The organism is Burkholderia sp. A2, from assembly GCF_001729305.1.
GTDB classification, from domain to species: Bacteria; Pseudomonadota; Gammaproteobacteria; order Burkholderiales; family Burkholderiaceae; genus Burkholderia; species Burkholderia sola.
In genome coordinates this window covers 60,789-86,918 of record NZ_LZXX01000101.1, presented here as the reverse complement: position 1 = coordinate 86,918, position 26,130 = coordinate 60,789, and the positions used below count along the sequence as shown (strand labels likewise).

Here is a 26,130-nt window from a genome sequence, read left to right as displayed (position 1 = left end):
GCGCACGAACCGCTTGTGGCATGCGCTTCTGTCAAACGGAAAATTAACGGGGCACGATTTGTCGTTGCGTGCGGGCTCGACTAGACTCCAGTTCCCCGGCCCGTTCGCCGATCCGCCTGTGCCAGGGCGGTGCGAATTGCAGGGCCGGCGAATACAGCTTTCCCCCCAAGCCATACCCCCGCGGGTATCGCGCGTCGGCGTATGCGCCGGCCGCGCGGGCAGTCCGATTGCCATGGAGAGAACGATGCTGAGTCCGCATGAATTCGCCACGCTCTTGCTTGTGAAGGACGCGCCTGATCAGCGCGACATGGATCGGGATGAACTGGACATCCTGCTCGAACAACAGCTCGTCCGCCTGGAAGGGCTCGGCTCGGGGCGCAGATACTGCGTGACCGAGACCGGCGACGCCACGCTGCGATCCGTCAAGTACCGCTATTCGTAAGCCCCGCTGTTCCCGACCTTGACCTGATCGCGCGGCCGGCATCCGGCCGCGCGATCGTTCCCGCCTCCCGCCTGCCCGTTCGCCGCCGCCGGCTTCAACCGCCGCGCAGCGTCGGATCGACCGCCGCCCGCCAGCTGATGGCCTGTGCGCGTGCGTCGTTGAAATACGCGATCCAGCCCGCGCGTGCCGCCGCGTCAGGCGCCACATAGTGGGTCGAAAGTTCGTTTACGAACGCACAATAGTTTGCTTCGGTCAGCCCGCGATAGCGTTTCGCGACGTACGCGTCGTACAGCGTCGAATAGACCGGCTGCGCGTCCGCGCCCCAGTCGCGCGCGGCGCCGCCGCACGACGTCTGCAGGTCGACGAACGACGGCGCGCGCCAATTGCCGGCGAGCGGCGGCGTACCCGCGCCGCACCCCGCCAGAAGGATGGCGCACACGCCGGCCCACATCCCAATACGCATGATTCACCTCGCGAAACGGTCGATTTCGCCAGTATCGTCCGGGATCGTGTCGCGCGCTACTGGCCCCGCTTTTTCGAACTTTACTTTTTCGATTTCGTTCGTTAAATTTCGAATTCGAACATTTCATGTTCGCCTCATTTCAACAGACGATAAGGACAGCAGGTGACCCAACCGAATCGCTACGATCTGCTCGTCGTCGGCGGCGGCATCAACGGCGCGGGGATCGCGCGCGACGCGGCCGGCCGCGGCCTGTCGGTCATGCTCTGCGAGCAGGACGACCTCGCGTCGCACACGTCGTCGTCCAGCACGAAGCTGATTCACGGCGGCCTGCGTTATCTCGAGTACAACGAGTTCGGACTGGTGCGCAAGGCGCTGCAGGAGCGCGAGACGCTGCTGCGCGCGGCGCCGCACATCATGTGGCCGCTGCGCTTCGTGATGCCGCACATGCCGAACCTGCGCCCGGCCTGGCTGATCCGCATCGGCCTGTTCCTCTACGATCACCTCGCGAAACGCGAACTGCTGCCCGGCTCGCGCGGCATCGACATGCGCCGCCATGCGGCCGGCGCGCCGCTGATCGACTCGATCAAGCGCGGCTTCGTGTATTCCGACGGCTGGGTCGACGATGCCCGCCTCGTCGTGCTGAACGCGATGGATGCGAAGGAGCGCGGCGCCGAGATCCTCACCCGCACGAAACTCGTTTCCGCCGAACGCCGCGGCGACGAATGGGAGGCGCGGCTGCAGCACGCCGACGGTTCGATCCGCGTCGTGCATGCGCGCGCGATCGCGAACGCGGCCGGCCCATGGGTCGGCGACGTGCTGCACGGCGCGCTCGGCCGCGGCGCGCATCACAGCGTGCGGCTCGTGAAGGGCAGCCACATCATCACGCGCCGGCTGTTCGATCACGATCACGCGTACATCTTCCAGAACCCGGACAAGCGGATCATCTTCGCGATTCCGTACGAGCACGACTTCACGCTGATCGGCACAACCGACGTCGAATACACGAACGATCCCGCGAAGGTCGCGATCGATCGCGACGAGACGCAATATCTGTGCGATTCGATCAACCGCTACTTCAAGCGCAAGATCTCGGCTGCCGACGTGCACTGGACCTATTCGGGCGTGCGCCCGCTGCTGGAAGACGAGAACGCGGCGAATGCGTCGGCCGTCACGCGCGACTATCGCCTCGAACTCGACGACGGCGTGGGCGCCCCGCTGCTGTCGGTGTTCGGCGGCAAGATCACGACGTTCCGCAAGCTCGCGGAAGAAGCCGGCGACATGCTGTGCCGCGCGCTCGGCCGCGAAGCGAAGACCTGGACGGCCGGCGTCGCGCTGCCGGGAGGCGATATCGCCGATGCGAAGTTCGACGTGTTCGCCGGCGCGTTCGCGAAACGCCATCCGTGGTTGCCCGCCGCACTCGCACGCCGCTATGCGCGCGCGTACGGCACGCGTGCGGAGCGCGTGGTCGACGGCGCGAAGTCGCTCGCCGACCTCGGCGCCGAAATCGCACCGGGCATCCACGACGCCGAACTGCGCTACCTGCGCGACGCCGAATGGGCGACCTGCGCGCAGGACGTGCTGTGGCGCCGCTCGAAGCTCGGCCTGCACGTCGCGCCCGGTACGCTCGACGCCGTGACCGCCGCGGTCGACGCGTGGTTCGCCGCCGCGCATGCACCGCACGCCTGACCCGAATGCACATTGCAGTTGCCGTTGCCTGACCGACGTTGATTCACCGACGCGCCGCCCACATGCGGCGCGCATCACAACTAAGCCAATCCACGGATGGAGATGAGAGACATGCAGGACCAGTACATCCTCGCGCTTGACCAGGGCACCACGAGTTCCCGCGCGATGCTGTTCGATCGCCAGGGCAATATCGTATCGATCGCCCAGAAGGAATTCGAACAGATCTACCCGCAACCCGGCTGGGTCGAGCACGACCCGCAGGAAATCTGGTCGACGCAAGCCGGCGTCGCCGCGGAAGCCGTCACGCGCACGGGACTGAACGGCACGTCGATCGCCGCGATCGGCATCACGAACCAGCGCGAGACGACGATCGTCTGGGATCGCGAGACGGGCCAGCCCGTCTACAACGCGATCGTCTGGCAGGACCGCCGCACGGCCGACTTCTGCGACTCGCTGAAGAAGCAAGGGCTCGAAGCGAAGGTGCGCGCGAAGACCGGCCTGCCCATCGACTCGTACTTCTCCGCGACGAAGATCCGCTGGATCCTCGACAACGTGCCGGGCGCGCGCGACAAGGCGCGCCAGGGCAAGCTCGCGTTCGGCACCGTCGACAGCTGGCTCGTATGGAACTTCACGAAGCACGAACTGCACGTGACCGACGTGACGAACGCGTCGCGCACGATGCTGTTCAACATCCATACGCGCGAGTGGGACAGCGAGCTGCTCGAACTGCTCGACATCCCGCGCAGCATGTTGCCGGAAGTGAAGGCGTCGTCGGAGATCTACGGCCACACGAAGACCACCGTGTTCGCGTCGAAGATTCCGCTCGCGGGTATCGCCGGCGACCAGCACGCGGCGCTGTTCGGCCAGATGTGCACGACGTCGGGCATGGTGAAGAACACCTACGGCACCGGCTGCTTCCTGATGATGAACACCGGCGACAAGCCGATCGAGTCGAAGAACAACCTCGTCACGACGATCGCGTGGCAGATCGGCGACGACGTGCAGTACGCGCTGGAAGGCAGCATCTTCATCGCGGGTGCGGTCGTGCAGTGGCTGCGCGACGGCGTCGGCCTCATCAAGACGGCCGCCGAGATCGAAGCGCTCGCCGCGAGCGTGCCGCATACCGACGGCGTCTACCTCGTGCCCGCGTTCGCCGGCCTCGGCGCGCCGCACTGGAACGCGCGGGCGCGCGGCTCGGTGTTCGGCGTCACCCGCGGCACGAGCGCCGCGCACCTCGCGCGCGCGGCGCTCGATGCGATCGCGTACCAGTCGCTCGACGTGCTGGCCGCGATGGAAGCCGATTCGGGCATCAGCATCGGCGAGCTGCGGGTGGACGGCGGCGCGAGCGCGAACGACCTGCTGATGCAGTTCCAGGCCGACCTGCTCGGCGTCGACGCGGTGCGTCCGCAGATCACCGAGACGACCGCGCTCGGCGCGGCCTATCTCGCGGGCCTCGCGATCGGCTACTGGAAGAATCTCGACGAAGTGCGCGACCAGTGGCAGCTCGATCGCCGCTTCGCACCGTCGATGCCGAAGGAGCAGGTCGAGCAGCGCATGGCCGGCTGGCAGCGTGCGGTGCGCGCCGCGAAGGCATGGGCCGACGACACCCAGTAATCCAAATAAAGCCAAACGAAATACAACAACACCGGCGGACCGCGCAGCGCGCGAGTCCGCCGTGACTTCGAGAGACAATCATGTCACCTTATATTGCAGAATTCATCGGCACCGCGATCCTCGTGCTGCTCGGCAACGGCGCGGTCGCAAACGTGCTGCTTGCAAAGACCAAGGGCAAAGGCGCGGACCTGATCGTGATCGTGATGGGCTGGGCGATGGCGGTATTCGTCGCGGTCTACGTGACCGCGTCGTTCAGCGGCGCGCACCTGAATCCGATCGTCACGATCAGTCTCGCGCTCGCGGGCAAGTTCGCGTGGTCGAAAGTCGGCGGCTACGTGCTCGCGCAGATGCTCGGCGGGATGGCGGGCGCGTTGCTCGTATGGCTCGCGTATCGCCAGCACTTCGCGAAGGAAGCCGATGCGGACCTGAAGCTCGCGGTGTTCTGCACGGCGCCGGCGATCCGCAGCACCACGCACAACGTGCTGACCGAAGCGATCTGCACGTTCGTGCTGATTCTCGGCGTGCTGTACCTCGCGTCGCCGCAGGTCGGCCTCGGCGCACTCGACGCGCTGCCCGTCGGCCTGCTGGTGCTCGGCATCGGCATCTCGCTCGGCGGCCCGACCGGCTATGCGATGAGCCCCGCGCGCGACCTGTCGCCGCGCATCATGCATGCGCTGCTGCCGATTCCGGGCAAGCGCGACAGCGACTGGCGCTATGCGTGGGTGCCGGTGATCGGCCCGCTGCTCGGCGGCGCCGCGGCAGCCGGCCTGTATCTGCGCCTGCACGCGATGGCCTGATCGCGGTGCGAACGAAGCGCGCGGCGTTCGCTGTCGCGCGCTTCACTCCCCTCTTTTTTCTGTCGGCCGTCACGAGCCGCGGCCCGGGCGCGCCGCCGGCCGACTACATTCGCCATGCGGGCGGCATCGCGACGGACGTGCCGGAGCCGTTCTTGCCCGAACGCTCCCGGCACGCGTATGCGCCGCATCGGGCACATTTACCGCCGCGTCGCGGGGCCTGCGCGTGAAAGCACGTATGATGGCGAATCGATCGGCGTCGCCGATATCCCGCGTTTTCCTCACCATGCTCGATCACCTTATCTGCGACTGCGACGGCGTGCTCGTCGACAGCGAAGTCATCGCCGACCGCGTGCTGCTCGACACGCTGTCCGCCACGTTCCCGAACCTCGATTTCGAAGCCGCCGCGAAGTCGGCATTCGGCCAGCAGACGTCGCGTTTCCTCACCGGCATCGAAGCCCGCTTCGGGATCGAAATGCCCGCCAACTTCATCGAGACCATCGAGCACAACATCGAAGTCGCGCTCGCGCAATCGCTCGCGCCGATCAGCGGCGTGCGCGACGCGCTGCTGAAGGTCACGCTGCCGGCCGCCGTCGTGTCGAACAGCCGGCTCGTGCGCGTGCGCAGCTCGCTGAAGCGGGCGTCGCTCACCGAGATCTTCGGCGAGCGGGTGTTCAGTTCCGAACAGGTCGCGCGGCCGAAGCCCTACCCCGACGTCTATCTGCACGCGGCGCAAACACTCGGTGTCGCGCCGGCGCGCTGCGTCGTCGTCGAGGACAGCATCTCGGGGTTGAATGCCGCGCGGGCGGCCGGGATGAAGACAATCGCGTTCGTCGGCGCGAGCCACATCCCCGACAACTACGCGGACGCGCTGCGCGCGATGGGCATCACGCGGATCATGCGCAGGATGGACGAACTGCCGGCGCTCGTCGAAGCCGGCATGCGCGGCGAATTCGGCGACGTGCAGTCCTGATCGTCATGCGAGCCGGATCGGGTCGATCCGGCCGCGCCACGGACGCGCGAACGCGCCCGCCTTTCCTTCGCTCAGGCCGGCTCGCAGCAGCGCTCACGCGCCGCCGCCAGCGCCTCGCGAAACTCGACGAGTTCCGCGATCGTCAGCATCGGCAGCCCGTGCCGTTGCGCGAAGCGCTCGACATCGTCGCCGCGCGTCATCGTGCCGTCCGGATTCATCAGCTCGCACAGCACGCCGGCCGGCTTCAGGCCCGCGAGGATCGACAGGTCGACCGTGCCTTCGGTGTGACCGCGGCGCGCGAGCACGCCGCCCGGTTGCGCACGCAACGGAAACACGTGGCCCGGGCGCACGATGTCGTGCGGCTTCGCGCCGTCGGCGATCGCCGCGCGGATCGTCGTCACGCGATCGGCCGCCGACACGCCGGTATGCACGCCTTCGCGCGCCTCGATCGACACGGTGAACGCGGTGCCGTTGCGGCTTTCGTTGGTCTGCACCATCGGCGGCAGTTCGAGCGCGCGCACCGTGTCGTCGGTGAGGCACAGGCACACGATGCCGCTGCACTCGCGAATCAGCAGCGCCATCGTCTCGGGCGTGATGCGCTCGGCGGCAACGATCAGGTCGGCTTCGTTCTCGCGGTCGTGGTCGTCCTGCAGCACGACCGCGCGGCCCGCGCGCATCGCGTCGAGCGCGGCGGCGATGCGCGGCGGCACCGGTTCGGAATCCAGCAACGGGAGATCGGCAAAGGCGTCGGCAGGCGCCGACGAAACGGACATCAAGGACATGTGAAACGCTCCTCGCAAATACGATTTGGGCGAAAAACGTTTCAGGGCATTGCAAACAGACAGAACGACAACCCGCTTCGCATGCAGCGCGAAGCGGCCCTGACGGACATGACTATCTGCACATCTTCTCTCATCCGGACTATGACCGTCGGCTCTGGCATTTGACCAGATCTGCTGACCCCGCGCGGATGCGCGGGCGCTCGCGGGCTCGCCGGCTTACGCCAGCCTACCGCCGGTGGGGAATTTCGCCCCGCCCTGAAGACGCACTGATTGCCGGGCGGGAACACCCCGTGACCGGCGGGCCAAGCATACATCAGCCGCACACGACGCGCAGCGTAAAACCTTACTGACGACCCCGTCTAACGGCATCGTCCGAACGGCCGGCGGACGAACCCACGATCCCGCGAAAAGCGCGGATCGCAGCCGCGCCGCGCAGCCTGCGCGATCAGTTGACGGCCGCGTGCGTCGCGTCGGGCACGAGCCAGCGCGGCGGCACTTCGGGGCTCACCGTCACGCGGAACGCACGCGCTTCGCTGTCGCCCGGGTTGCGCAGGCTGTACGGCTGGTCGGCGTCGAACACGATCGCGTCGCCGGTCGCGAGCAACTGGCGGCGGTCGTGCACGCTCACTTCGAGCGTGCCTTCGCTGACGACGAGGTTGACCGTCGTGCCGGGCGCGCGGCGCGCGCCGGGCTCGGTATGCAGCGGCGCGATCCGCAGCTCGTGGAATTCGGCCGCGGCCGGCTCGCCTTCCGGATACAGCGCACGCGCCGAGAAGCGGCCGTTCGAGCTGACGACGCGCGACGCGCGCTCGGCCGCCAGATGCTCGAAACCGTTCACCGCATGGCGCCGCAGGAACGCGGCGACCGATACCTTCAGCGCCGCGGCGATCTTGCAGAGCACCTTGATCGACGGCACGCTGCGCGCGGATTCGATCTGCGCGAGCATCGCGCGCGACACGCCGGACAGCCGCGCGAGCGCGTCGAGCGACAGTTGCCGCTCGGCGCGCAAGCGCGCGAGGTTCACGCCGACGACCTGCTCGAGGACGTCGAGCGACGCGGCGCCGCGTCCGTCGGCGGCATTGCCGGACTCGAAGGAAGACACGTCGCGCACGAGCGCCAGGGATGAAGACATAGCATTGCCTCCGGGCCGCTGCGCGGCCCTGCGTAGGGGGTAAGCCGGAATCGGAATCGGGTTGCGCCGGTCATTGGCGCGTATCGAGACGCTATCACCCGGCCTGATACGGGCAAACGAAGTTATCTTCACACCGTTATCAGCATCGCGGAGGAATACGTTTCTCGCGAACCTTTTCCCGCCGCTATGGCGTCGCCGCGCAGGGCGCCGTGGGGACGCTCACTGCGCCGCCGGCGCCGCGCCGCGCGCCGGGCCGCGCGCATCGAGCCGCATGGCGAGCCACGTGACGACCAGCGCCGCGAACGTCACCGCGACCGCGACCCACGGCAGCGCATCGAGCGCGAAGCCGTGTTCCAGCGCGACGCCACCGAGCCACGCACCGCCCGCATTGCCGACGTTGAACGCGCCGATGTTCAGCGTCGACGCGAGATGCGGCGCGCTCGCGGCTTTCTCGACCACGCGCGCCTGCAGCGGCGGCACCGTCGCGAATGCGGCGATCCCCCAGACGAACACGGTGACCGCGACCGCGACCGGCAGGTGGCTCGTCTTCGCGAACACGGCCATCACGGCCATCAGCGCGACGAGGATCGCGATCAGCGACGGCATCAGCGCGCGGTCGGCCAGCTTGCCGCCGATCGTATTGCCGATCGTCAGGCCCGCGCCGAACAGCACGAGGATCAGCGCGACCGCGCGCGGCGAGTAGCCCGACACGGTCTCGAGAATCGGCGCGATGTACGTGAACACGACGAACACGCCGCCGAAGCCGAGCACGGTCATCAGCAACGCGAGCCACACCTGCGGCTCCTTCAGCACGCGCACTTCGTGGCCGAGGCCGACCGGCCCGCTGTCGTGGCGGTTCGGCACCAGCGCGGCCACGCCGCCGAGCGCGAGCACGCCGAGCGCGGCGACGATCCAGAACGATGCGCGCCAGCCGAGCAGTTGGCCGACGAACGTGCCGAACGGCACGCCGAGCACGTTCGACAGCGTGAGCCCCGTGAACATCAGCGCGATCGCGCTCGCGCGCTTGTCGGCCGGCACGAGCGACGCGGCGACCACCGCGCCGATGCCGAAGAACGAGCCGTGCGCGAACGACGTGACGACGCGCGCGACCATCAGCATCGCGTAGCCGGACGCCGTCGCGCACAGCACGTTGCCGACGATGAAGATCGCCATCAGCAACTGCAGCGCGGCCTTGCGCGGCATGCGGCTCGTCAGCACCGCGAGCAGCGGCGCGCCGACCGCGACGCCGAGCGCGTAGCCGGTGACGAGCAGGCCGGCCGACGGCAGCGACACGGCGAGGTCGTGCGCGACTTCGGGCAGCAGGCCCATGATGATGAATTCGGTGGTACCGATGGCGAAGGCGCTGATCGCGAGCGCCAGTAACGGAATGGGCATGACGTTCTCCGGAAGGCGGCGGCTGCGGCGCCCGGTCGGTGCCGCACCGCACAAGAAAGCGGGATGTGCGCGCATTGTCCCGAAGACGCCTATATTTGATAATTGGCGTGGCATTTGAACCATTTTCAAATATTTCTGGAAAATCGCATGGACCGACTGGGCGACATCCGGCTGTTCGTCGAGGCGGCCGAGCTGGGCAGCCTGTCCGCCGCCGGGCGCAAGCTGAACCTCACGCCGGCCGCCGCGAGCGCGCGGCTCGCGAAGCTCGAGGCGAAGATCGCGACGCGGCTGTTCGAGCGCTCGACGCGGCAGTTGCGGCTCACCGACGAAGGCAAGCTGTACCTGAACTGCTGCCGCCAGGCGCTGCAGGCGCTCGACGACGCGGATGCGATGCTGCAGGAAGGCCGCAACGTCGTGAGCGGCAAGGTGCGGCTGTCGTCGACGTCCGATTTCGGCCGCCACCAGTTGCTCGACTGGCTCCACGAATTCACGACGCTGCATCCGGGCGTCACGTTCTCGCTGACGGCGTCGGATTCATCGTCGAACCTGTGGCAGGACGAGATCGACCTCGCGATCCGCTTCGCCGCGCCGCCCGACGGCGCGCTGATCGCCCGCCGGCTCGCGACCAACCGGCGCGTGCTGTGCGCGGCGCCGTCGTTCATCGAACGCCATGGCGTGCCGGCCGACCCGCATGATCTGGCCCGCTTTCCTTGCAACGTGATCACGATCGCGTCCGGTCCGATGAACACCTGGCATTTCACGCGCGGCGACGAAGTGCAGATCCATACGGTGCCGGTGTCGACCGCGTTCGAGACCAACGACGGCGGCCTCACGCGCGAATGGACGCTGCGCGGCCACGGCATTGCGCTGAAGTCGCTGTGGGACATCGCCGACGACGTCCGCGCGGGCCGGCTGCGCGTGCTGCTGCCCGACTGGCGGCACCAGGACGCGCCGCTGCACGCGATCTATCACAGCAAGCGCTACATGGCGCCGCGCGTACGCGTGCTGCTCGACTTTCTCGCCGAACGCTTCGCGCGCGAGGAAGCCGCGCTCGACGACCTGCTGAACGCATGCCGCTGACGGCCGGCCCGCCACGCTACCGGGGTCGGAACGCGAAAACCGGCGTCGCGCGCCCGCAACCGGCCGCCCGTCCGTCGTGGCGTGAAAAGCTATAATGGAAGGCTTTCCCGACGGCCTTTCCTGTCCGATGCGCGCGTTCGCGTGCCGCGCACGGCCGTCCCGATTCACCCTTGACGACGCCCCCAGGTCAACCACTGCGAACGGCGAATCCCCATGACCAAGAAAGTTTACGTAAAGACCTTCGGCTGCCAGATGAACGAGTACGACTCGGACAAGATGGTAGACGTGCTCAATGCGGCCGAAGGCCTCGAAAAGACCGACACGCCGGAAGACGCGGACATCATCCTGTTCAACACGTGCTCCGTGCGCGAGAAGGCGCAGGAGAAGGTGTTCTCCGATCTCGGCCGCGTGCGCGAGCTGAAGGACGCGAAGCCCGGCCTGCTGATCGGCGTCGGCGGCTGCGTCGCGAGCCAGGAAGGCGCGTCGATCGTGTCGCGCGCGCCGTACGTCGACCTCGTGTTCGGCCCGCAAACGCTGCACCGCCTGCCGCAGATGATCGACGCGCGCCGCGCGAGCGGCCGCGCGCAGGTCGACATCACGTTCCCCGAAATCGAGAAGTTCGACCACCTGCCGCCCGCGCGCGTCGAGGGGCCGAGCGCGTTCGTGTCGATCATGGAAGGCTGCTCGAAATACTGCAGCTACTGCGTCGTGCCGTACACGCGCGGCGATGAAGTATCGCGCCCGCTCGACGACGTGCTGACCGAAGTGGCCGGCCTCGCCGACCAGGGCGTGCGCGAAGTCACGCTGCTCGGCCAGAACGTGAACGCCTACCGAGGCGCGCTCGCGGCCGGTTCGACCGACATCGCCGATTTCGCGACGCTGATCGAATACGTCGCCGACATCCCCGGCATCGAGCGGATCCGCTACACGACGTCGCACCCGAAGGAATTCACGCAGCGCCTGATCGACACGTACGCGAAGGTGCCGAAGCTCGTGAGCCACCTGCACCTGCCGGTCCAGCACGGCTCCGACCGCATCCTGATGGCGATGAAGCGCGGCTACACGGTGCTCGAATACAAGTCGGTGATCCGCAAGCTGCGCGCGATCCGCCCGGACCTGTCGCTGTCGACCGACATGATCGTCGGCTTCCCCGGCGAGACCGACGAGGATTTCGACAAGATGATGGCGCTCGTGCACGAGATGAGCTACGACACCAGCTTCTCGTTCATCTACAGCCCGCGCCCCGGCACGCCGGCCGCGAACCTCGCCGACGACACGCCGCGCGAAGTGAAGCTCAAACGCCTGCAACATCTGCAGGCGACGATCGAGGAGAACGTCGCGCGCATCAGCCAGTCGATGGTCGGGAAGGTCGAGCGGATCCTCGTCGAGGGCCCGTCGCGCAAGGACCCGAACGAGCTCGCGGGCCGCACCGAGAACAACCGTGTGGTGAATTTCCCGGCGCCGCTCGCGTCGCACCCGCGCCTGATCGGCCAGATGATCGACGTGAAGATCAACCATGCGTACCCGCACTCGCTGCGCGGCGAGCTCGTGCTCGTCAGCGACGACGCGAGCGCGGCCACCCACTGACCGACCGCCGCCCGACAGGAGCCCGACGCTACTTTGAAGACCGTCCAAGCACTGGAATTCACCGCCCCGCGCGACGACAACGCGCGCCTCGCCAACCTCTGCGGTCCGCTCGACGAAAACCTGCGGCAGATCGAACAGGCGCTCGACGTCACGCTCGCGCGGCGCGGCCACCGGATCACGATCCGCGGGCGCGGCGCCAAGCTCGCGCTCGCCGCGCTCGAAAACTTCTACAACCGCGCGCGCGATCCGCTGTCGGTCGACGACATCCAGCTCGCGCTGGTCGAAGTGCGCCACACGGCCGGCAACGGCCGCCAGGACACGCTCGACGTGCGTTTTCGCGGCGACCCCGACCATCCGTTCGACGAGCCCGTCGCGCAGCTCGACGCCAGCGAACCGGAGGAAGAGCCGGGGCCGAAGCTCTACACGCGGCGCGCCGACCTGCGCGGCCGCACGCCCGCGCAGCGCGAATACCTGAAGCAGATCCTGCAGCACGACGTGACGTTCGGCATCGGGCCGGCCGGCACCGGCAAGACCTACCTCGCGGTCGCGTGCGCGGTCGACGCGCTCGAACGCGACCAGGTCAAGCGGATCGTTCTGACGCGCCCGGCCGTCGAGGCCGGCGAGCGGCTTGGCTTCCTGCCGGGCGATCTCGCGCAGAAGGTCGACCCGTACCTGCGCCCGCTGTACGACGCGCTGTACGACCTGCTCGGCTTCGACAAGACGGCCAAGATGTTCGAGCGCCAGATGATCGAGATCGCACCGCTCGCGTACATGCGCGGCCGCACGCTGAACCACGCGTTCATCATCCTCGACGAGGCGCAGAACACGACGCCCGAGCAGATGAAGATGTTCCTCACGCGGATCGGCTTCGGCTCGAAGGCCGTCGTGACCGGCGACACGAGTCAGGTCGACCTGCCGCGCGGCCACAAGAGCGGCCTCGTCGAGGCGCAGCAGGTGCTCGGCGGCGTACGCGGCATCGCGCTCACGCGCTTCACGAGCGCGGACGTCGTGCGCCATCCGCTCGTCGCGCGCATCGTCGAGGCGTACGACGAGTTCCACGCGCAGCATCAGGACGGCTGAGCGGCGCGGCCGCCCGCGCGCTCCCCCGGCCTGCCGGCCCGGCCCGCCAGACGGCGCGCCGGGCTTTTTTTCGCCCGCGCACGGCCGGTCCGAATTCGGGCGCGATCGGCCGTTTGGTGTATCCTCAACGCGTCCCAATCGCCGCACGCGTCATGAAATCCTCCCGTTCCCGCAAGTCCGGCCGCGCCCCGTCCGCCGCGTCCGAATCCCCCCGCCTTTCGCTGTTCGACGCGAAGGGCAAAGCCCGGACCGTCAACGCGCAAGGGCTGCGGATCGACTTCCCGGACGGCCGCAGCCTGATGTTCGACCTGTCGGGCAGCTCGGGCGACGCGGCCGTCGCGATCGTCGCGCAGCACAACGATCCGGCGATGCGCGCGAAGCTCGCGCTGCAGCCCGAGCACTACGACAGCGTGACGCTGCACGTCGGCGCCGAGTTCGCGCCGCGCGAGGACGATCCCGAAGACGAGCCGCGCGCGCTGGAATTCGACCTGTCCGTGCAGTACGGCGACGAGATCACGAGCGACGTGCGCAAGACGCTGCCGAAGCGCAAGCTGATCGCCGAATGGATCGAGCCGGCGCTGTTCGCGAGCGCGCAGCTCACCGTGCGCTTCGTCGGCGAGAACGAAGGCCGTACGCTGAACGCCGGCTACCGCCACAAGGACTATCCGACCAACGTGCTGACCTTCGCGTACGACCCGGCGCCCGACGGCACCGTGATCGGCGACCTCGTGCTGTGCTGCCCGGTGGTCGAGAAGGAAGCGCACGAGCAGGGCAAGCCGCTCGCGGCCCATTACGCGCACCTGCTGGTGCACGGCGCGCTGCACGCGCAGGGCTACGACCACGAGACGAGCGACGAGGACGCGGCCGAAATGGAAGCGCTCGAGGTCGACATTCTCGCGAAACTGGGTTTCCCGAACCCGTACCAGTAAGCCGTCCGCCCGATGCGCAACGCCGCGATGCTGCCGCCCGCCTACCCGCCGTCGATCGGCGAAGGACGCCTGCTGACGGAAGACGAGCTCGCGGCGTCGCTCGCGCAGACGATGCGCGACTGGGACGGCCGGCAGGATCTCTGGCTGTTCGGCTATGGCTCGCTGATCTGGAACCCCGGGCTGCCGACCGTCGCCGCCGTGCGCGGCAAGGTGCACGGCTACCATCGCGGGCTCTACCTGTGGTCGCGCGTGAATCGCGGCACCCCCGAACGGCCGGGCCTCGTGCTCGCGCTCGATCGCGGCGGCTCGTGCTCGGGCATCGCATTCCGGCTCTCCGGCCCGACCGCGCAGCCGCATCTCGAGACGTTGTGGAAGCGCGAAATGCCGATGGGCTCGTACCGGCCCGCGTGGCTGCCGTGCTCGCTCGAGACCGGCGAACGCGTGAACGCGCTCGCGTTCGTGATGCGCCGCGACGCACCGACCTATACGGGCAAGCTGACCGACCCCGTCGTCAAGGAAGTGTTCCGCTGCGCGGCCGGCCGCTACGGCACGACGCTCGACTACGTGAGCCGCACGGTCGATGCGCTGCGCGCGAGCGGCATCCCCGACCGCGCGCTCGAAGGGTTGCTCGCGCGATGCCGGTGATCCGGCACGACGCGCGGGCTGCCGCCATGCGACTCCGCGCCACCCGCGCATCCGCACGAGGACACACCCGATGAAACCGTCACGCCGGTCGCGTTGCAGGATCGCCGCACTGCTCGTCGTCGCGAGCGTCGCGCTGTCCGGCTGCGGAATACTCGGCTGCGGCGGCGCCGCGACCAACGGCGCGGCCGCCGGCGGCTGCTCGGCCGGCATGCGGTTCTGAGCGGCGCGCGACGCGTGCGCCCGCCTGCGGCGGAATGCCGCCGTCGCCGGCCGTTTCCCGTGTCCGGCCGCGGCGCCCTGCCCGCCGCCATTTTTTTGCCGCCGCGCCCCGCCGGCGCTTTCTGCGATAGGATGGACCCGACGACGACGCGCCCGGCGCGGCCGTCCGCGAGCGGGGCCCGCGCGAGCCGCCCACCCTGGCCGTACGGCCGGGTGACACGGTCGCGTCGTGCCCTTGGTGTATCCTTGCCTACTCCGTGACCGCGCGCCCCGGCATGACCCGGGCGCACCACCATGAACGATTCGTATCCCAGTCGTAAGCCAACCGACAAACCGCAAGAAAAGCGCTCGCTGCTCGAGCGCCTGACCGACTTCATCTCGCCCGAGCCCGAATCCCGCGGCGAGCTGCTGGAAATCCTCCAGGACGCCCACGAACGCAACCTGATCGACGCCGATTCGCTGTCGATGATCGAAGGCGTGTTCCAGGTCTCCGATCTGTGCGCGCGCGACATCATGGTGCCGCGCGCGCAGATGGACGCGATCAACATCGCCGACAAGCCCGAGGATTTCATCCCGTTCGTCCTCGAAAAGGCGCACTCGCGCTACCCCGTATACGAGGAGAACCGCGACAACGTGATCGGCGTGCTGCTCGCGAAGGATCTGCTGCGCTTCTATGCCGAGGAGGAGTTCGACGTGCGCGGGATGCTGCGCCCGGCCGTGTTCATTCCGGAATCGAAGCGCCTGAACGTGCTGCTGCACGACTTCCGCGTGAACCGCAACCACCTGGCGATCGTCGTCGACGAATACGGCGGCGTCGCGGGCCTGATCACGATCGAGGACGTGCTCGAACAGATCGTCGGCGACATCGAGGACGAATACGACTTCGACGAGGAAGCCGGCAACATCATCTCGGGGCCGGACGGCCGCTACCGCGTACGCGCGCTCACCGAGATCGAGCAGTTCAACGAGACGTTCGGCACCGATTTCCCCGACGACGAAGTCGACACGATCGGCGGCCTGATCACCCATCATTTCGGACGCGTGCCGCACCGCGGCGAGAAGCTGCAACTCGGCAACCTCGTGTTCGAAATCCAGCGCGGCGATGCGCGCCAGGTTCATGTGCTGCTGGTGCGCCGCAACCCGCTCGCCAGCCGTCGCGCCGAAACCTCGCACGAAGACTGACCGTTCCGCGCCAGCCGCGCCTCCTTCAACCGCTCGCCCTCTTCCGCTTCACATGGACGATCCGATTCCGTCCCGCCCGGCTGGCGGCCTTCTCGCGCCGGCGCCCGGCCGCGCGCTGCCGCGCTGGCACTATCCGGCCGCGCTGCTCGCCGGCGCGGCCAATACGCTCAGCTTCGCGCCCACGCCGCATGGCGGCTGGCTGCAGCTCGTCGTATTCGTCTGGTTTTTCGCGCAGCTGACGCGCACGTCGAGCTGGCGCGGCGCCGCGCTCACCGGCGGCGCGTTCGGCTTCGGCAACTTCATCAGCGGCGTCTGGTGGCTCTACATCAGCATGCACGTGTACGGCGAGATGGCCGCGCCGCTCGCGGGCGGCGCGCTCGTGCTGTTCGCGCTGTACCTGTCGCTGTACCCGGCGTTCTCGGCCGGGCTGTGGTCGTTCTGCGCCGGTCATGCGTGGCACCGCCGCGAGCCCGACCCGCGGCCGTTCTCGCCGACCTGGCACGGCGCGTTCGCGTTCGCGAGCGCATGGGCGCTCGGCGAATGGCTGCGCGGCACCGTGTTCACCGGCTTTCCGTGGCTCGGCAGCGGCTACCCGCAGGTCGATGGCCCGTTCGCGGGCTTTGCGCCGGTGGTCGGCGTGTACGGGATCGCGTGGGTGCTCGCGCTGTTCGCCGCACTCGTCGTGCAGGCGCTCGCCGCCGCGCGGCCGTCGCCGGTGCGTGACGGCGACGCCGGCGCATCGAGCGGCGACGCTCGCGTGCGCATCGCCGCGCCGGCCGGCATCGCCGTCGCGCTCGTCGCGGCCGGCGTCGGGCTGTCGCAGGTCACGTGGACCGTGCCCGCGAACGCGCCGCTCACCGTGCGACTGCTGCAGGGCAACGTGAAGCAGGACATCAAGTTCGAGCAGGAAGGCATCGACGCGGCGATCAAGATGTACCAGCAGATGATCGTCGAGAAGCCGGCCGACCTGATCGTCACGCCCGAGACCGCGATCGCGGTGATGATCCAGGAATTGCCCGAGCCGTTCGCCGTCGCGATCCGCAAGTTCAGCGACACGACCGGCTCGGCCGTGCTGTTCGGCGCGGTCGGCGCGTCGGTGACCGAGGACGGCCGCTACGTCGACTACACGAACAGCCTGTACGGCGTGACGCCGAATTCGCGCGACATCTATCACTACGACAAGCATCACCTCGTGCCCTTCGGCGAATTCATTCCGTGGGGCTTCCGGTGGTTCGTCAACCTGATGAAGATGCCGCTCGGCGACTTCGCGCGCGGCGCGCCGGTGCAGAAGCCGTTCCTCGTGCACAACCAGCCGGTGATGGCCGATATCTGCTACGAGGATTTGTTCGGCGAGGAAATCGCCGCGACGATCCGCGACAATCCGCAGCCGCCCGGCGTGCTCGTCAACGTGACGAACCTCGCGTGGTTCGGTGACACGATCGCGCTCGACCAGCACCTGCAGATCGCGCGGATGCGCTCGCTCGAAACGGGCCGGCCGATGCTGCGTTCGACCAATACGGGGATGACGGCCGCGATCGACGCACGCGGCCGCGTGCTCGGTCAGTTGAAGCCGTTCACGATCGGCTCGCTCGACGTGCGGATCGAAGGCACGAGCGGCTTCACGCCGTACGTGACGAGCGGCAACAACATCGTGCTCGCGGTGTCGTTCGTGCTGCTCGCGTTCGGCTTCACGTTCGGGCCCGGGCTGCGTCGGCGCAACGGCCGGAAGCAGCCCGGCGGCGGCGAAGCGGAATGATGCAGCGGACCGCCGCCGCCGCGCGCGGCGGCCAGTGACCGCGAACCGGCCGGCCGCTCAGGCCTGCCGGGCCGGCCGCTCCGATCGAGCCGATGGTTCCGGCTGCGCGGCGAGGGCCCGCAGGTCGCGGCCCACTTCCTCCATCACCGGCGCCCATGCGCCGAACGTCGGCTGCCGGTACAACGTCGCGGTCGGATACCACGGGCTGTCCCGGCGATCGAGCAGCCATGGCCAGTGCGGATTCACGTCGAGCAGCACCCAGGTGCGCGCGCCGAGCGCGCCGGCCAGATGCGCGACCGACGTGCACACGGTGATCACGAGATCAAGCGCGCCGATGAATGCGGCCGTATCGTCGAAGCGCTTCAATTCGTCCGTGTAGTCTTCGATCGCGAAACCAGCCGCACGCGCGGCGGCGACATCCGCGTCCGCCCCCGGCTGCAGCGAATAAAACGTGACGCCGTCGATCCCGCGAAACGCGTTCGCGTAGCGCTCGAGCCCGACGCGCCGGAACGGGTTGCGCTGGTGGCCCGCGCTGCCCGTCCACACGAGCCCCACCTTCAGCCGGCCGTCGCCCGCCAGCCGTGCGCGCCATGCGTCGCATGCGGCCGGCTCGGCCCGCAGGTACGGCACCGACGCGGCGAGCGTCGACGCCTCCATGCCGAGCATCAGCGGCAGGCCGATCAGCGGCACTTCGTAATCGAATGCCGGCAGCGCATCGACGCCGCCGCCCGCGCCGAACACGTCCGCGTGCGCGCCGAGGCTGCGCTGCATCAGCGTGCCGAGCGCCGGAAACGTATTCCACGCGAGCCGGCCGCCCTCGCGATGCACGCGTTCGGCGAGCGGCGCGACGAAGCGGCAGAACTGCAGCACGTCGCCGAGCCCCTGCTCGCCCCATACCAGCAGCGTCTTGCCGGCGAGCGGCTCGCCCTGCCAGCGCGGACCCGGCAGCGCCGGCCGGCGGCCGCGCAGCTCGCCCGCGCCGTCCCAGCGCGCCTCATGGCCGCGCCAGCCCGCCGCGTAGTTGCCGCGCACGAGCTGGATGATCGCGAGATTGAAGCGGAACGACGCGTCGTCGGGCGCCAGCTCGCATGCACGCGCCGCATGGCGTTCGGCGTCGTCCCAGCGCTGCGCCTCCTTCATCGCCATTGCGACGTTGTTCATCGCGAGCGCGTTGTCGGGCGCGAGGTCCGCGAGCCGCGCGGCGCACGCGAGCGCGCCGTCGAGGTCGTGCGTCGCGATCCGCGCGACGACGAGGTTGATCCATGCCTGCACGTCCCGCGGATCGTGCTTCACGGCCGCGTCGAGCAGCGCGATTTCCTCCGCGCGACTCGCGCCCGACAAGCGCAGCGCGATCGCGAGGTTGTTGCGCAGCGACGGCCAGCCTGCATCGATCGCGAGCGCCGCGCGGTACGGCGCAACCGCCTCCGCGTGACGGCCGGCCATCTGCAGCGCGTAGCCGTGGTTGAAGTGGGTGGCCGCGCCCGGCTGCGCGCGCGCCGCGCATTCGGCGAGCGCAATCGCGTCGTCCGTGCGCTGCCGCGCGACGAGCGTGGCCGTGAGCTGCGCGATTGCCGGCGCATCGACCGCATGCAGATGGGCGGCGGCGGCAAGCCACAGTTGGTGTGCGGCGTGCTCGCCGCGCGTCCGCGCGTCGGCGGCCTGCCCGAGCAGCCCGAGGAACGGCGGAAGCAGCGGAATCAGGATGTCGGTCGGTTCGTCCATGCAGTAAGCGTCGGCAAGCGGTGACGCGGCACGCATCGCGCGCCGCAATACGCGCATCTTACCGCCCGCGCGAAGCGCCGCGGCATGCGCGTCGCGGCGGCCCCGCACGCGGCTGCGCGGCGCATGCGGGCCATGGGTGCGCGGGCCGCCGGAAACGGGCCGGCGGTGCCCGCATCCGCCTTCCGGCCGCATCCGGTCGCCGATCCGGTAAAATTACGCGTTTCAGCACACTAACAAGCCGCGCCGCCGCGCGAGCCGACCCTCCGGGCCCGCCCGGAGCGCCGTCCGCAACGGAGCGCCAGCGCCACGAAGGCTCTTCATGCTTACGTTTCAGCAAATCATCCTGACGCTGCAGTCCTACTGGGACAAGCAGGGTTGCGCCCTGCTCCAGCCCATCGACATGGAAGTCGGCGCGGGCACGTCGCACGTCCACACGTTCCTGCGCGCGGTCGGCCCCGAGCCGTGGCGCGCCGCGTACGTGCAGCCGTCGCGCCGCCCGAAGGACGGCCGCTACGGCGAAAACCCGAACCGCCTGCAGCATTACTACCAGTACCAGGTCGTGCTCAAGCCGGCGCCGGAAAACATCCTCGACCTGTACCTCGGCTCGCTCGAGGCGCTCGGCTTCGACCTGAAGCAGAACGACGTGCGCTTCGTCGAGGACGACTGGGAAAACCCGACGCTCGGCGCGTGGGGTCTCGGCTGGGAAGTGTGGCTGAACGGGATGGAAGTCACGCAGTTCACGTATTTCCAGGAAGTCGGCGGCCTCGAATGCAAGCCGGTGCTCGGCGAGATCACGTACGGCCTCGAGCGCCTCGCGATGTACCTGCAGAAGGTCGAGAACGTGTACGACCTCGTGTGGACCGAGTGGGAAGAGCAAGGCCCGAACGGCCCCGAGCTGCGCCGCCTGTCGTATGGCGACGTGTACCACCAGAACGAGGTCGAGCAGTCGACCTACAACTTCGAGCACGCGAACGTCGACCTGCTGTTCACGTTCTTCAACAGCTACGAAGCGGAAGCGAAGAAGATGATCGACGCGCAGCTCGCGCTGCCCGCGTACGAGCTCGTGCTGAAGGCCGGCCACACGTTCAACCTGCTCGACGCGCGCGGCGCGATCTCGGTCACCGAGCGGGCGGCGTACATCGGCCGCATCCGCGCGCTGTCGCGTCTCGTCGCGCAGGCTTACTACGACTCGCGCGAGAAGCTCGGCTTCCCGATGCTCGGCAACCCGCCGGGCGTGCCGGGCCTCACCACCGACGCCCAGGACGCCGCGCAGCCGGCATGGGCGCCGCCGCTCAAGGTCGAACGCAAGATCGATCAGGTCTGACGAGACGAGATTCAATCCAACCATGACGCACAATCATCCCGCCCCCCTGCTCGTCGAACTGCTGACCGAAGAGCTGCCGCCGAAGGCCCTCGCGCGCCTCGGCGACGCATTCGCCGAAGGTGTCGCACAACGCCTCGCCGCGCGCGACCTCGTCGAAGGCGAACTCGTGTTCGAGCGCTACGCGACGCCGCGCCGCCTCGCGGTCGTCGTGCAGAACGTGCGCGCCGTCGCACCCGACAAACAGGTCCGCGAAAAGGTCCTGCCCGTGTCGGTCGCGCTCGACGCCGAAGGCAAGCCGACGGCGCCGCTCGCGAAGAAGCTCGCGGCGCTCGGCCACCCGAACGCGTCGATCGCGGATCTCGAGCGCGCGCAGGACGGCAAGGCCGAAGCATTCTTCATCAACTACTCGGCGGCCGGCGCCACGCTCGCCGACGGCCTGCAGGCCGCGCTCGACGAAGCGCTCGCGAAGCTGCCGATCCCGAAATTCATGACGTATCAGCGCCCGGACGGCTCGGACGTGAAGTTCGTGCGCCCGGTGCATCGCCTGACGGTGTTGCACGACGACCGCGTCGTGCCCGTCACCGCGTTCGGCGTCGATGCCGGCGATACGACGCTCGGCCACCGCTTCCTGTCCGACGGCCTCGTCGCGATCCAGCATGCGCATGCATACGCGGACACGCTGCGCGACAAGGGACGCGTGATCGCCCACTTCGCCGATCGCCGCGAAACGATCCGCACGCAACTGAACGAACATGCGAACGGCGACACGGTCGTGATGCCCGAATCGCTGCTCGACGAAGTCACGTCGCTGGTCGAATGGCCGGTCGTCTACCCGTGCCGCTTCGAGGACGAATTCCTGCAGGTGCCGCAGGAATGCCTGATCCTCACGATGCAGACGAACCAGAAGTATTTCGCGCTGACCGACGTCGCCGGCAAGCTGCGCTCGCGCTTCCTGATCGTGTCGAACATCGAGACGAAGACGCCGGGCGAGATCATCGAAGGCAACGAGCGCGTCGTGCGCCCGCGCCTCGCCGATGCGAAGTTCTTCTTCGAGCAGGACAAGAAGAAGCCGCTCGCCGAGCGCGTGCCGCAACTCGCGAACGTCGTCTATCACAACAAGCTCGGCTCGGCGCTCGCGCGCGTCGAGCGCCTCGAGGCGCTGGCCGGCGAGATCGCCCCGGCGATCGGCGCCGATACCGCGCACGCGAAGCGCGCCGCGCGTCTCGCGAAGGCCGACCTGCTGACCGACATGGTCGGCGAGTTCCCGGAGCTGCAGGGCACGATGGGCACGTACTACGCGCGCCACGACGGCGAAGCCGACGACGTCGCGCTCGCGTGCGCCGAGCACTACCAGCCGCGCTTCTCCGGCGACGCGCTGCCGACCACGCCGGTGTCGACCGCCGTCGCGCTCGCCGACAAGCTCGAAACGATCGTCGGCATCTGGGGCATCGGCCTCGCGCCGACCGGCGAGAAGGATCCGTTCGCGCTGCGCCGTCACGCGCTCGGCGTGCTGCGCCTGCTGCTCGAGAAGCAACTGCCGCTCGATCTCGTATCGCTGCTGCGCACGGCCCACGCACGCTTTGACGGCGTGCCGGGCGTCGCCGAATCCACCGACGCGATCTTCGCGTTCTTCATGGATCGCCTGCGCGGGCTGCTGCGTGAGCGCGGCTATTCGGCCGGCGAAATCGACGCGGTGCTGAGCCTGAACCCGACGCGCATCGACGATCTCGTCGCGCGCCTGGACGCGGTGCGCGAATTCACGCGCCTCGCGGAAGCGGAAGCGCTCGCGGCCGCGAACAAGCGGATCTCGAACATCCTGAAGAAATCGGAAGGCGGCGCGAACGGCGCGGTGCAGCCGACGCTGCTCGTCGAGGCGGCCGAGAAGGCGCTGCACGAACAGCTCGCGGCCGTCACGCCGCACGTGCAGTCGCAGCTCGAGGCGCGTGCGTACACGGGCGCGCTGTCGGCGCTCGCCGCGCTGCGCGCGCCGGTCGACACGTTCTTCAACGACGTGATGGTCAACGCGGAAGATCCGGCGCTGCGCGCGAACCGTCTCGCGCTGCTGTTCGCGCTGCACCAGCAGATGAACTGCGTCGCCGACATCTCGAAGCTCGCCGCATAAGGGCCGCACGATGCCGACCAGCCCCAACCGAAAGCTCGTCGTCCTCGACCGGGACGGCGTGATCAACGTCGATTCGGATGCGTTCATCAAGACGCCCGACGAATGGATCGCGCTGCCCGGCAGCTTCGAGGCGATCGCCCGGCTCAACCACGCGGGCTATCGCGTGGTCGTCTCGACCAACCAGTCCGGCATCGGTCGCGGGCTGTTCGACATGGCCGCGCTCAACGAGATGCACCTGAAAATGCATCGCGCGGCGGCCGCGGTCGGCGCGCGCATCGACGCGGTGTTCTTCTGCCCGCACACGGCGGAGGATCACTGCGACTGCCGCAAGCCGAAACCCGGCATGATGCAGATGATCGCCGAGCGCTTCGAGATCGATCCCGATCACACGCCGGTCGTCGGCGATTCGCTGCGCGACCTGCAGGCCGGTGTCGCGGTCGGCTTCCAGCCGCACCTCGTGCTGACCGGCAAGGGCAAGAAAACGCTCGCCGCGGGCAATCTGCCGGATGGCACGAAGGTCCATGACGACCTGCGCGCGTTCGCGCTCGACTTTCTTTCACACGAACACGAGTGATGCGGCTGCCGCGCGCATCCTCCCCAACACCAGACTCACGCCGATGCGCTTCGTCCGCTCCCTGCTGCTGCTGATCTACTTCATCGTGTACACGGTGCCGTACGCCACCGCGTGCTTCATCGCGTTCCCGTTCATGCGCCCCGACGCGCGCTACTGGATGGCGGCCGGCTGGTGCAAGTCGACGCTGTGGGTCGTGCGCTGGCTGAACGGCATCCGTTACCGGATCGAAGGGATGGAGAACCTGCCCGACGGCCCGGCCGTGCTGCTGTCGAAGCACCAGTCCGCGTGGGAGACGCTCGCGTTTCCGGCGCTGATGCCGAAGCCGCTGTGCTACGTGTTCAAGCGCGAGCTGCTGTACGTGCCGTTCTTCGGCTGGGCGCTCGGGCTGCTGCACATGGTCAACATCAACCGCAAGGAAGGCAAGAACGCGTTCAATTCGGTGATCCGCCAGGGCAAGAAGCGCCTGTCGGAAGGCGCATGGATGATCATGTTCCCCGAAGGCACGCGCACGCCGGTCGGCAAGCAGGGCAAGTACAAGACGGGTGGCGCGCGCTTCGCGATCGAAACCGGCACGCCGGTCGTGCCGATCGCGCACAATGCAGGTCGTGTGTGGCCGCGCAACTCGTTCACGAAATTCCCGGGCGTCGTCACGGTGTCGATCGGCAAGCCGATCGCGAGCGAAGGGCTGACGCCCGATGCATTGAACTCGCAGGTCGAAGCATGGATCGAAGCGGAAATGCGCCGCATCGATCCCGATGCGTATCGTCAGACGGGCAACGCCGGCACCCGCGATGCCGCACGCGCCTGACGCCCCGGATTGCAGCCGTTGCGTACGACAAAAAGAAGCGAACTGATGAAACAGCGTCCGCGGCCACGGCCTGCCGTCGTGGCCCTCGATCATCGCCAGATGGATCTGCCGCTCTTCGACGGGCCGGCCGCCACGCCGTCGGCGCCTGCCGCCCCGCCGGCGCCGCCCGACGCCCTCCCCGCCGCGCCGCTCGACCCGGGCCCGGCGCCCGATCGCTCCCGCGTGCGCACGTTCGCGCTCGACAGCCGCGTGCTCGAATACCGGCTGAAGCGCTCGGCGCGCCGCACGATCGGCTTCACGATCGACGGCAGCGGGCTGTCCATCACCGCACCGCGCTGGGTCACGCTCGCCGACATCGAAGCGGCGATCGCCGAGAAACAACGCTGGATCTTCGCGAAGCTCGCGGAGTGGAAGACGCGCACCGAGCAGCGCGCGCTGCCGCAGATCGACTGGCGCGACGGCGCGCAGCTGCCGTATCTCGGCAAGACGGTGACGATCGCACTCGGCGCGGGCGCCGTCGCCTTCGACGCCGATGCGCTGCGGTTGTCGCTGCCGCTGCCCGTGCAGGCCGACATGCAGCAGATCAAGGATCGCGTGCAGGGCTGGCTGCAGGGCGAAGCGAAACGCATCTTCGGCGAACGCCTCGTCGTCTATGCGGAAAAGCTCGGCGTCACGTATTCGATGTATGCGCTGTCGTCGGCCGCGACGCGCTGGGGCAGTTGTTCGAGCGACGGCAAGATCCGCCTGAACTGGCGGCTGATCCATTTCCCGATGTCGATCATCGACTACGTCGTCGCGCACGAGCTGTCGCACCTGCGCGAGATGAACCACAGCCCGGCCTTCTGGCAGACCGTCGAATCGATCTTCCCCGAGTTCCGCGAAGCGCGGCACACGCTCAAGCATCACCCGCCCGAGTTGCTGCCGTCGCTTTGACGCGCACGGCTCCGCCATCAACGAAAAAGGGCGATGCGAGGTCACTCGCACCGCCCTTTTTCGCTGCCGCGGCGCACGCCGCACGCCGCAGCCCGGTTCATCCGGCGCTTACTTCTTCTGGATGAACTCGATCTTGTAGCCGTCCGGATCCTCGACGAACGCGATCACGGTCGTGCCGTGCTTCATCGGGCCTGCCTCGCGCGTGACCTTGCCGCCTTGCGCCTTGATCTTCTCGCAGGCCTCGTACGCATCGTCGACCGCCACGGCCAGATGGCCGAAGCCGTTGCCGAGATCGTAGGACGGCGTCTCCCAGTTGTGGGTCAGCTCGATCACGGTGCCCGTGCTCTCGTCTTCGTAGCCGACGAACGCGAGCGTGAACTTGCCTTCCGGATAATCCTCGCGACGCAGCAGCTTCATGCCGAGCAATTCGGTGTAGAACTTGATCGAGCGGTCGAGATCGCCGACTCGCAGCATCGTATGCAGCAAACGCATGTGTTGTACTCCTGTGGGGGACTTTCCAGAACCGGAAATTCTACCGGAGTCGCGGAAAATCCGCTGGCCGCGAGCCTCCGCGAGACGCGATAGCCTTTTTGCCGCATGGATGACGCGACAACTATCGGCTCACGTGGGAAATAAGGAAAATACGAGGATTAACGGGAAATATGCGGCACCGACGCAGACAAAAACGTATCGCATCAGCGATGCCATTCAGATAAATTCGTTAATACCGAGATATTTAAATATTTCAAAATAAATCAGATTTCCATCCTCAAAAGCAATACGCCACTCTTGCAATCTCATTTCATTTCCATGCCACCATGCAAAGCACATATACATATGGGATACACAACAACCTCACACCTTCAGAGCTGCTCTTTTGATCGCGAT

The 26,130-nt window shown here is 68.0% G+C and carries 24 protein-coding genes and 1 riboswitch; of the genes, 18 read left to right on the top strand and 6 right to left on the bottom strand.

The features are described from left to right. The first annotated feature begins 244 nt into the window (after positions 1–244). Entirely contained in the window at positions 245–442 is a 198-nt protein-coding gene (locus tag A9Z05_RS20090) for a hypothetical protein (RefSeq protein WP_050014609.1), read from the top strand. 94 nt (positions 443–536) lie between these two features. Here A9Z05_RS20090 and A9Z05_RS20085 read toward each other — a convergent pair whose 3' ends face one another. Continuing rightward, positions 537–905: a hypothetical protein gene (locus A9Z05_RS20085; RefSeq protein WP_069619621.1), complete on the bottom strand. Its 369-nt coding sequence runs from the start codon at positions 903–905 to the stop codon at positions 537–539. A gap of 162 nt (positions 906–1,067) precedes the next feature. Here A9Z05_RS20085 and glpD point away from each other — a divergent pair, with 162 nt between their 5' ends. The 4 genes from glpD (at position 1,068) to A9Z05_RS20060 (ending at position 5,972) form a co-directional block, all read left to right on the top strand. Next, a complete protein-coding gene (gene glpD / locus A9Z05_RS20080) occupies positions 1,068–2,591 on the top strand; it encodes a glycerol-3-phosphate dehydrogenase (protein ID WP_069619620.1) in 1,524 nt (507 codons plus the stop codon). A gap of 111 nt (positions 2,592–2,702) precedes the next feature. Next, entirely contained in the window at positions 2,703–4,205 is a 1,503-nt protein-coding gene (glpK, locus tag A9Z05_RS20075; protein WP_011546147.1) for a glycerol kinase GlpK, read from the top strand. Between the two features lie 80 nt (positions 4,206–4,285). Further along, on the top strand, positions 4,286–5,002 hold the full coding sequence (locus A9Z05_RS20070) for an MIP/aquaporin family protein (RefSeq protein ID WP_050014615.1): 717 nt from the start codon (positions 4,286–4,288) through the stop codon (positions 5,000–5,002). Between the two features lie 283 nt (positions 5,003–5,285). Then, complete coding sequence (locus tag A9Z05_RS20060; RefSeq protein WP_069619618.1) at positions 5,286–5,972, top strand: HAD family phosphatase; 687 nt, start codon at positions 5,286–5,288, stop codon at positions 5,970–5,972. A gap of 71 nt (positions 5,973–6,043) precedes the next feature. Here the strand turns inward: A9Z05_RS20060 and ribB are convergent, their stop codons facing one another. From ribB to A9Z05_RS20045, 3 genes are all read right to left on the bottom strand, one after another. Next, a complete protein-coding gene (gene ribB / locus A9Z05_RS20055; RefSeq protein ID WP_006489272.1) occupies positions 6,044–6,754 on the bottom strand; it encodes a 3,4-dihydroxy-2-butanone-4-phosphate synthase in 711 nt (236 codons plus the stop codon). A gap of 118 nt (positions 6,755–6,872) precedes the next feature. Then, positions 6,873–7,021, bottom strand: a riboswitch (FMN riboswitch). Between the two features lie 178 nt (positions 7,022–7,199). After that, positions 7,200–7,886 carry a helix-turn-helix domain-containing protein gene (locus A9Z05_RS20050; protein ID WP_069619617.1) on the bottom strand — a complete coding sequence of 229 codons (687 nt, stop codon included), beginning with the start codon at positions 7,884–7,886 and terminating at the stop codon, positions 7,200–7,202. Positions 7,887–8,105: 219 nt separating this feature from the next. Then, positions 8,106–9,281, bottom strand: a complete 1,176-nt coding sequence (locus A9Z05_RS20045) for an MFS transporter (protein ID WP_069619616.1) — start codon at positions 9,279–9,281, stop codon at positions 8,106–8,108. A 147-nt stretch (positions 9,282–9,428) separates the two neighbouring features. On the opposite strand from A9Z05_RS20045, the gene A9Z05_RS20040 reads away from it, so the two are divergent. From A9Z05_RS20040 to lnt, 8 genes are all read left to right on the top strand, one after another. After that, positions 9,429–10,361 carry a LysR family transcriptional regulator gene (locus A9Z05_RS20040; RefSeq protein WP_069619615.1) on the top strand — a complete coding sequence of 311 codons (933 nt, stop codon included), beginning with the start codon at positions 9,429–9,431 and terminating at the stop codon, positions 10,359–10,361. 213 nt (positions 10,362–10,574) lie between these two features. Continuing rightward, positions 10,575–11,948 carry a tRNA (N6-isopentenyl adenosine(37)-C2)-methylthiotransferase MiaB gene (gene miaB / locus A9Z05_RS20035; RefSeq protein ID WP_069619614.1) on the top strand — a complete coding sequence of 458 codons (1,374 nt, stop codon included), beginning with the start codon at positions 10,575–10,577 and terminating at the stop codon, positions 11,946–11,948. A gap of 33 nt (positions 11,949–11,981) precedes the next feature. Beyond that, complete coding sequence (locus A9Z05_RS20030) at positions 11,982–13,028, top strand: PhoH family protein (protein WP_050014641.1); 1,047 nt, start codon at positions 11,982–11,984, stop codon at positions 13,026–13,028. A 152-nt stretch (positions 13,029–13,180) separates the two neighbouring features. Beyond that, entirely contained in the window at positions 13,181–13,957 is a 777-nt protein-coding gene (ybeY, locus tag A9Z05_RS20025; protein WP_069619613.1) for an rRNA maturation RNase YbeY, read from the top strand. Between the two features lie 12 nt (positions 13,958–13,969). Then, on the top strand, positions 13,970–14,602 hold the full coding sequence (locus tag A9Z05_RS20020; RefSeq protein WP_069619612.1) for a gamma-glutamylcyclotransferase: 633 nt from the start codon (positions 13,970–13,972) through the stop codon (positions 14,600–14,602). A gap of 70 nt (positions 14,603–14,672) precedes the next feature. After that, a complete protein-coding gene (locus A9Z05_RS36990) occupies positions 14,673–14,822 on the top strand; it encodes a hypothetical protein (RefSeq protein ID WP_176730229.1) in 150 nt (49 codons plus the stop codon). 293 nt (positions 14,823–15,115) lie between these two features. Next, positions 15,116–16,003, top strand: a complete 888-nt coding sequence (locus A9Z05_RS20015; RefSeq protein ID WP_021160150.1) for an HlyC/CorC family transporter — start codon at positions 15,116–15,118, stop codon at positions 16,001–16,003. 52 nt (positions 16,004–16,055) lie between these two features. After that, positions 16,056–17,759 (top strand): apolipoprotein N-acyltransferase, encoded by a 1,704-nt coding sequence (gene lnt, locus A9Z05_RS20010; RefSeq protein WP_069619611.1) that lies wholly within the window; start codon positions 16,056–16,058, stop codon positions 17,757–17,759. Between the two features lie 57 nt (positions 17,760–17,816). Here lnt and A9Z05_RS20005 read toward each other — a convergent pair whose 3' ends face one another. Then, positions 17,817–19,481, bottom strand: coding sequence for a tetratricopeptide repeat protein (locus A9Z05_RS20005; RefSeq protein ID WP_069619630.1), 1,665 nt, complete (start codon positions 19,479–19,481; stop codon positions 17,817–17,819). A 319-nt stretch (positions 19,482–19,800) separates the two neighbouring features. Between A9Z05_RS20005 and glyQ the strand changes: the two genes are divergently transcribed. From glyQ to A9Z05_RS19980, 5 genes are read left to right on the top strand one after another with little or no spacing between them, the layout of a single operon-like run. Next, entirely contained in the window at positions 19,801–20,805 is a 1,005-nt protein-coding gene (gene glyQ / locus A9Z05_RS20000) for a glycine--tRNA ligase subunit alpha (RefSeq protein WP_006488593.1), read from the top strand. 22 nt (positions 20,806–20,827) lie between these two features. Then, positions 20,828–22,927, top strand: a complete 2,100-nt coding sequence (gene glyS / locus A9Z05_RS19995) for a glycine--tRNA ligase subunit beta (protein ID WP_069619610.1) — start codon at positions 20,828–20,830, stop codon at positions 22,925–22,927. Between the two features lie 10 nt (positions 22,928–22,937). Next, complete coding sequence (gene gmhB / locus A9Z05_RS19990; RefSeq protein ID WP_069619609.1) at positions 22,938–23,501, top strand: D-glycero-beta-D-manno-heptose 1,7-bisphosphate 7-phosphatase; 564 nt, start codon at positions 22,938–22,940, stop codon at positions 23,499–23,501. A gap of 43 nt (positions 23,502–23,544) precedes the next feature. Continuing rightward, complete coding sequence (locus tag A9Z05_RS19985) at positions 23,545–24,309, top strand: 1-acyl-sn-glycerol-3-phosphate acyltransferase (protein ID WP_069619608.1); 765 nt, start codon at positions 23,545–23,547, stop codon at positions 24,307–24,309. Between the two features lie 45 nt (positions 24,310–24,354). Beyond that, a complete protein-coding gene (locus A9Z05_RS19980) occupies positions 24,355–25,242 on the top strand; it encodes a M48 family metallopeptidase (RefSeq protein ID WP_069619607.1) in 888 nt (295 codons plus the stop codon). Positions 25,243–25,350: 108 nt separating this feature from the next. Here the strand turns inward: A9Z05_RS19980 and gloA are convergent, their stop codons facing one another. Next, positions 25,351–25,734 (bottom strand): lactoylglutathione lyase, encoded by a 384-nt coding sequence (gene gloA, locus A9Z05_RS19975; RefSeq protein ID WP_069619606.1) that lies wholly within the window; start codon positions 25,732–25,734, stop codon positions 25,351–25,353. Between the last annotated feature and the right edge of the window lie 396 nt (positions 25,735–26,130).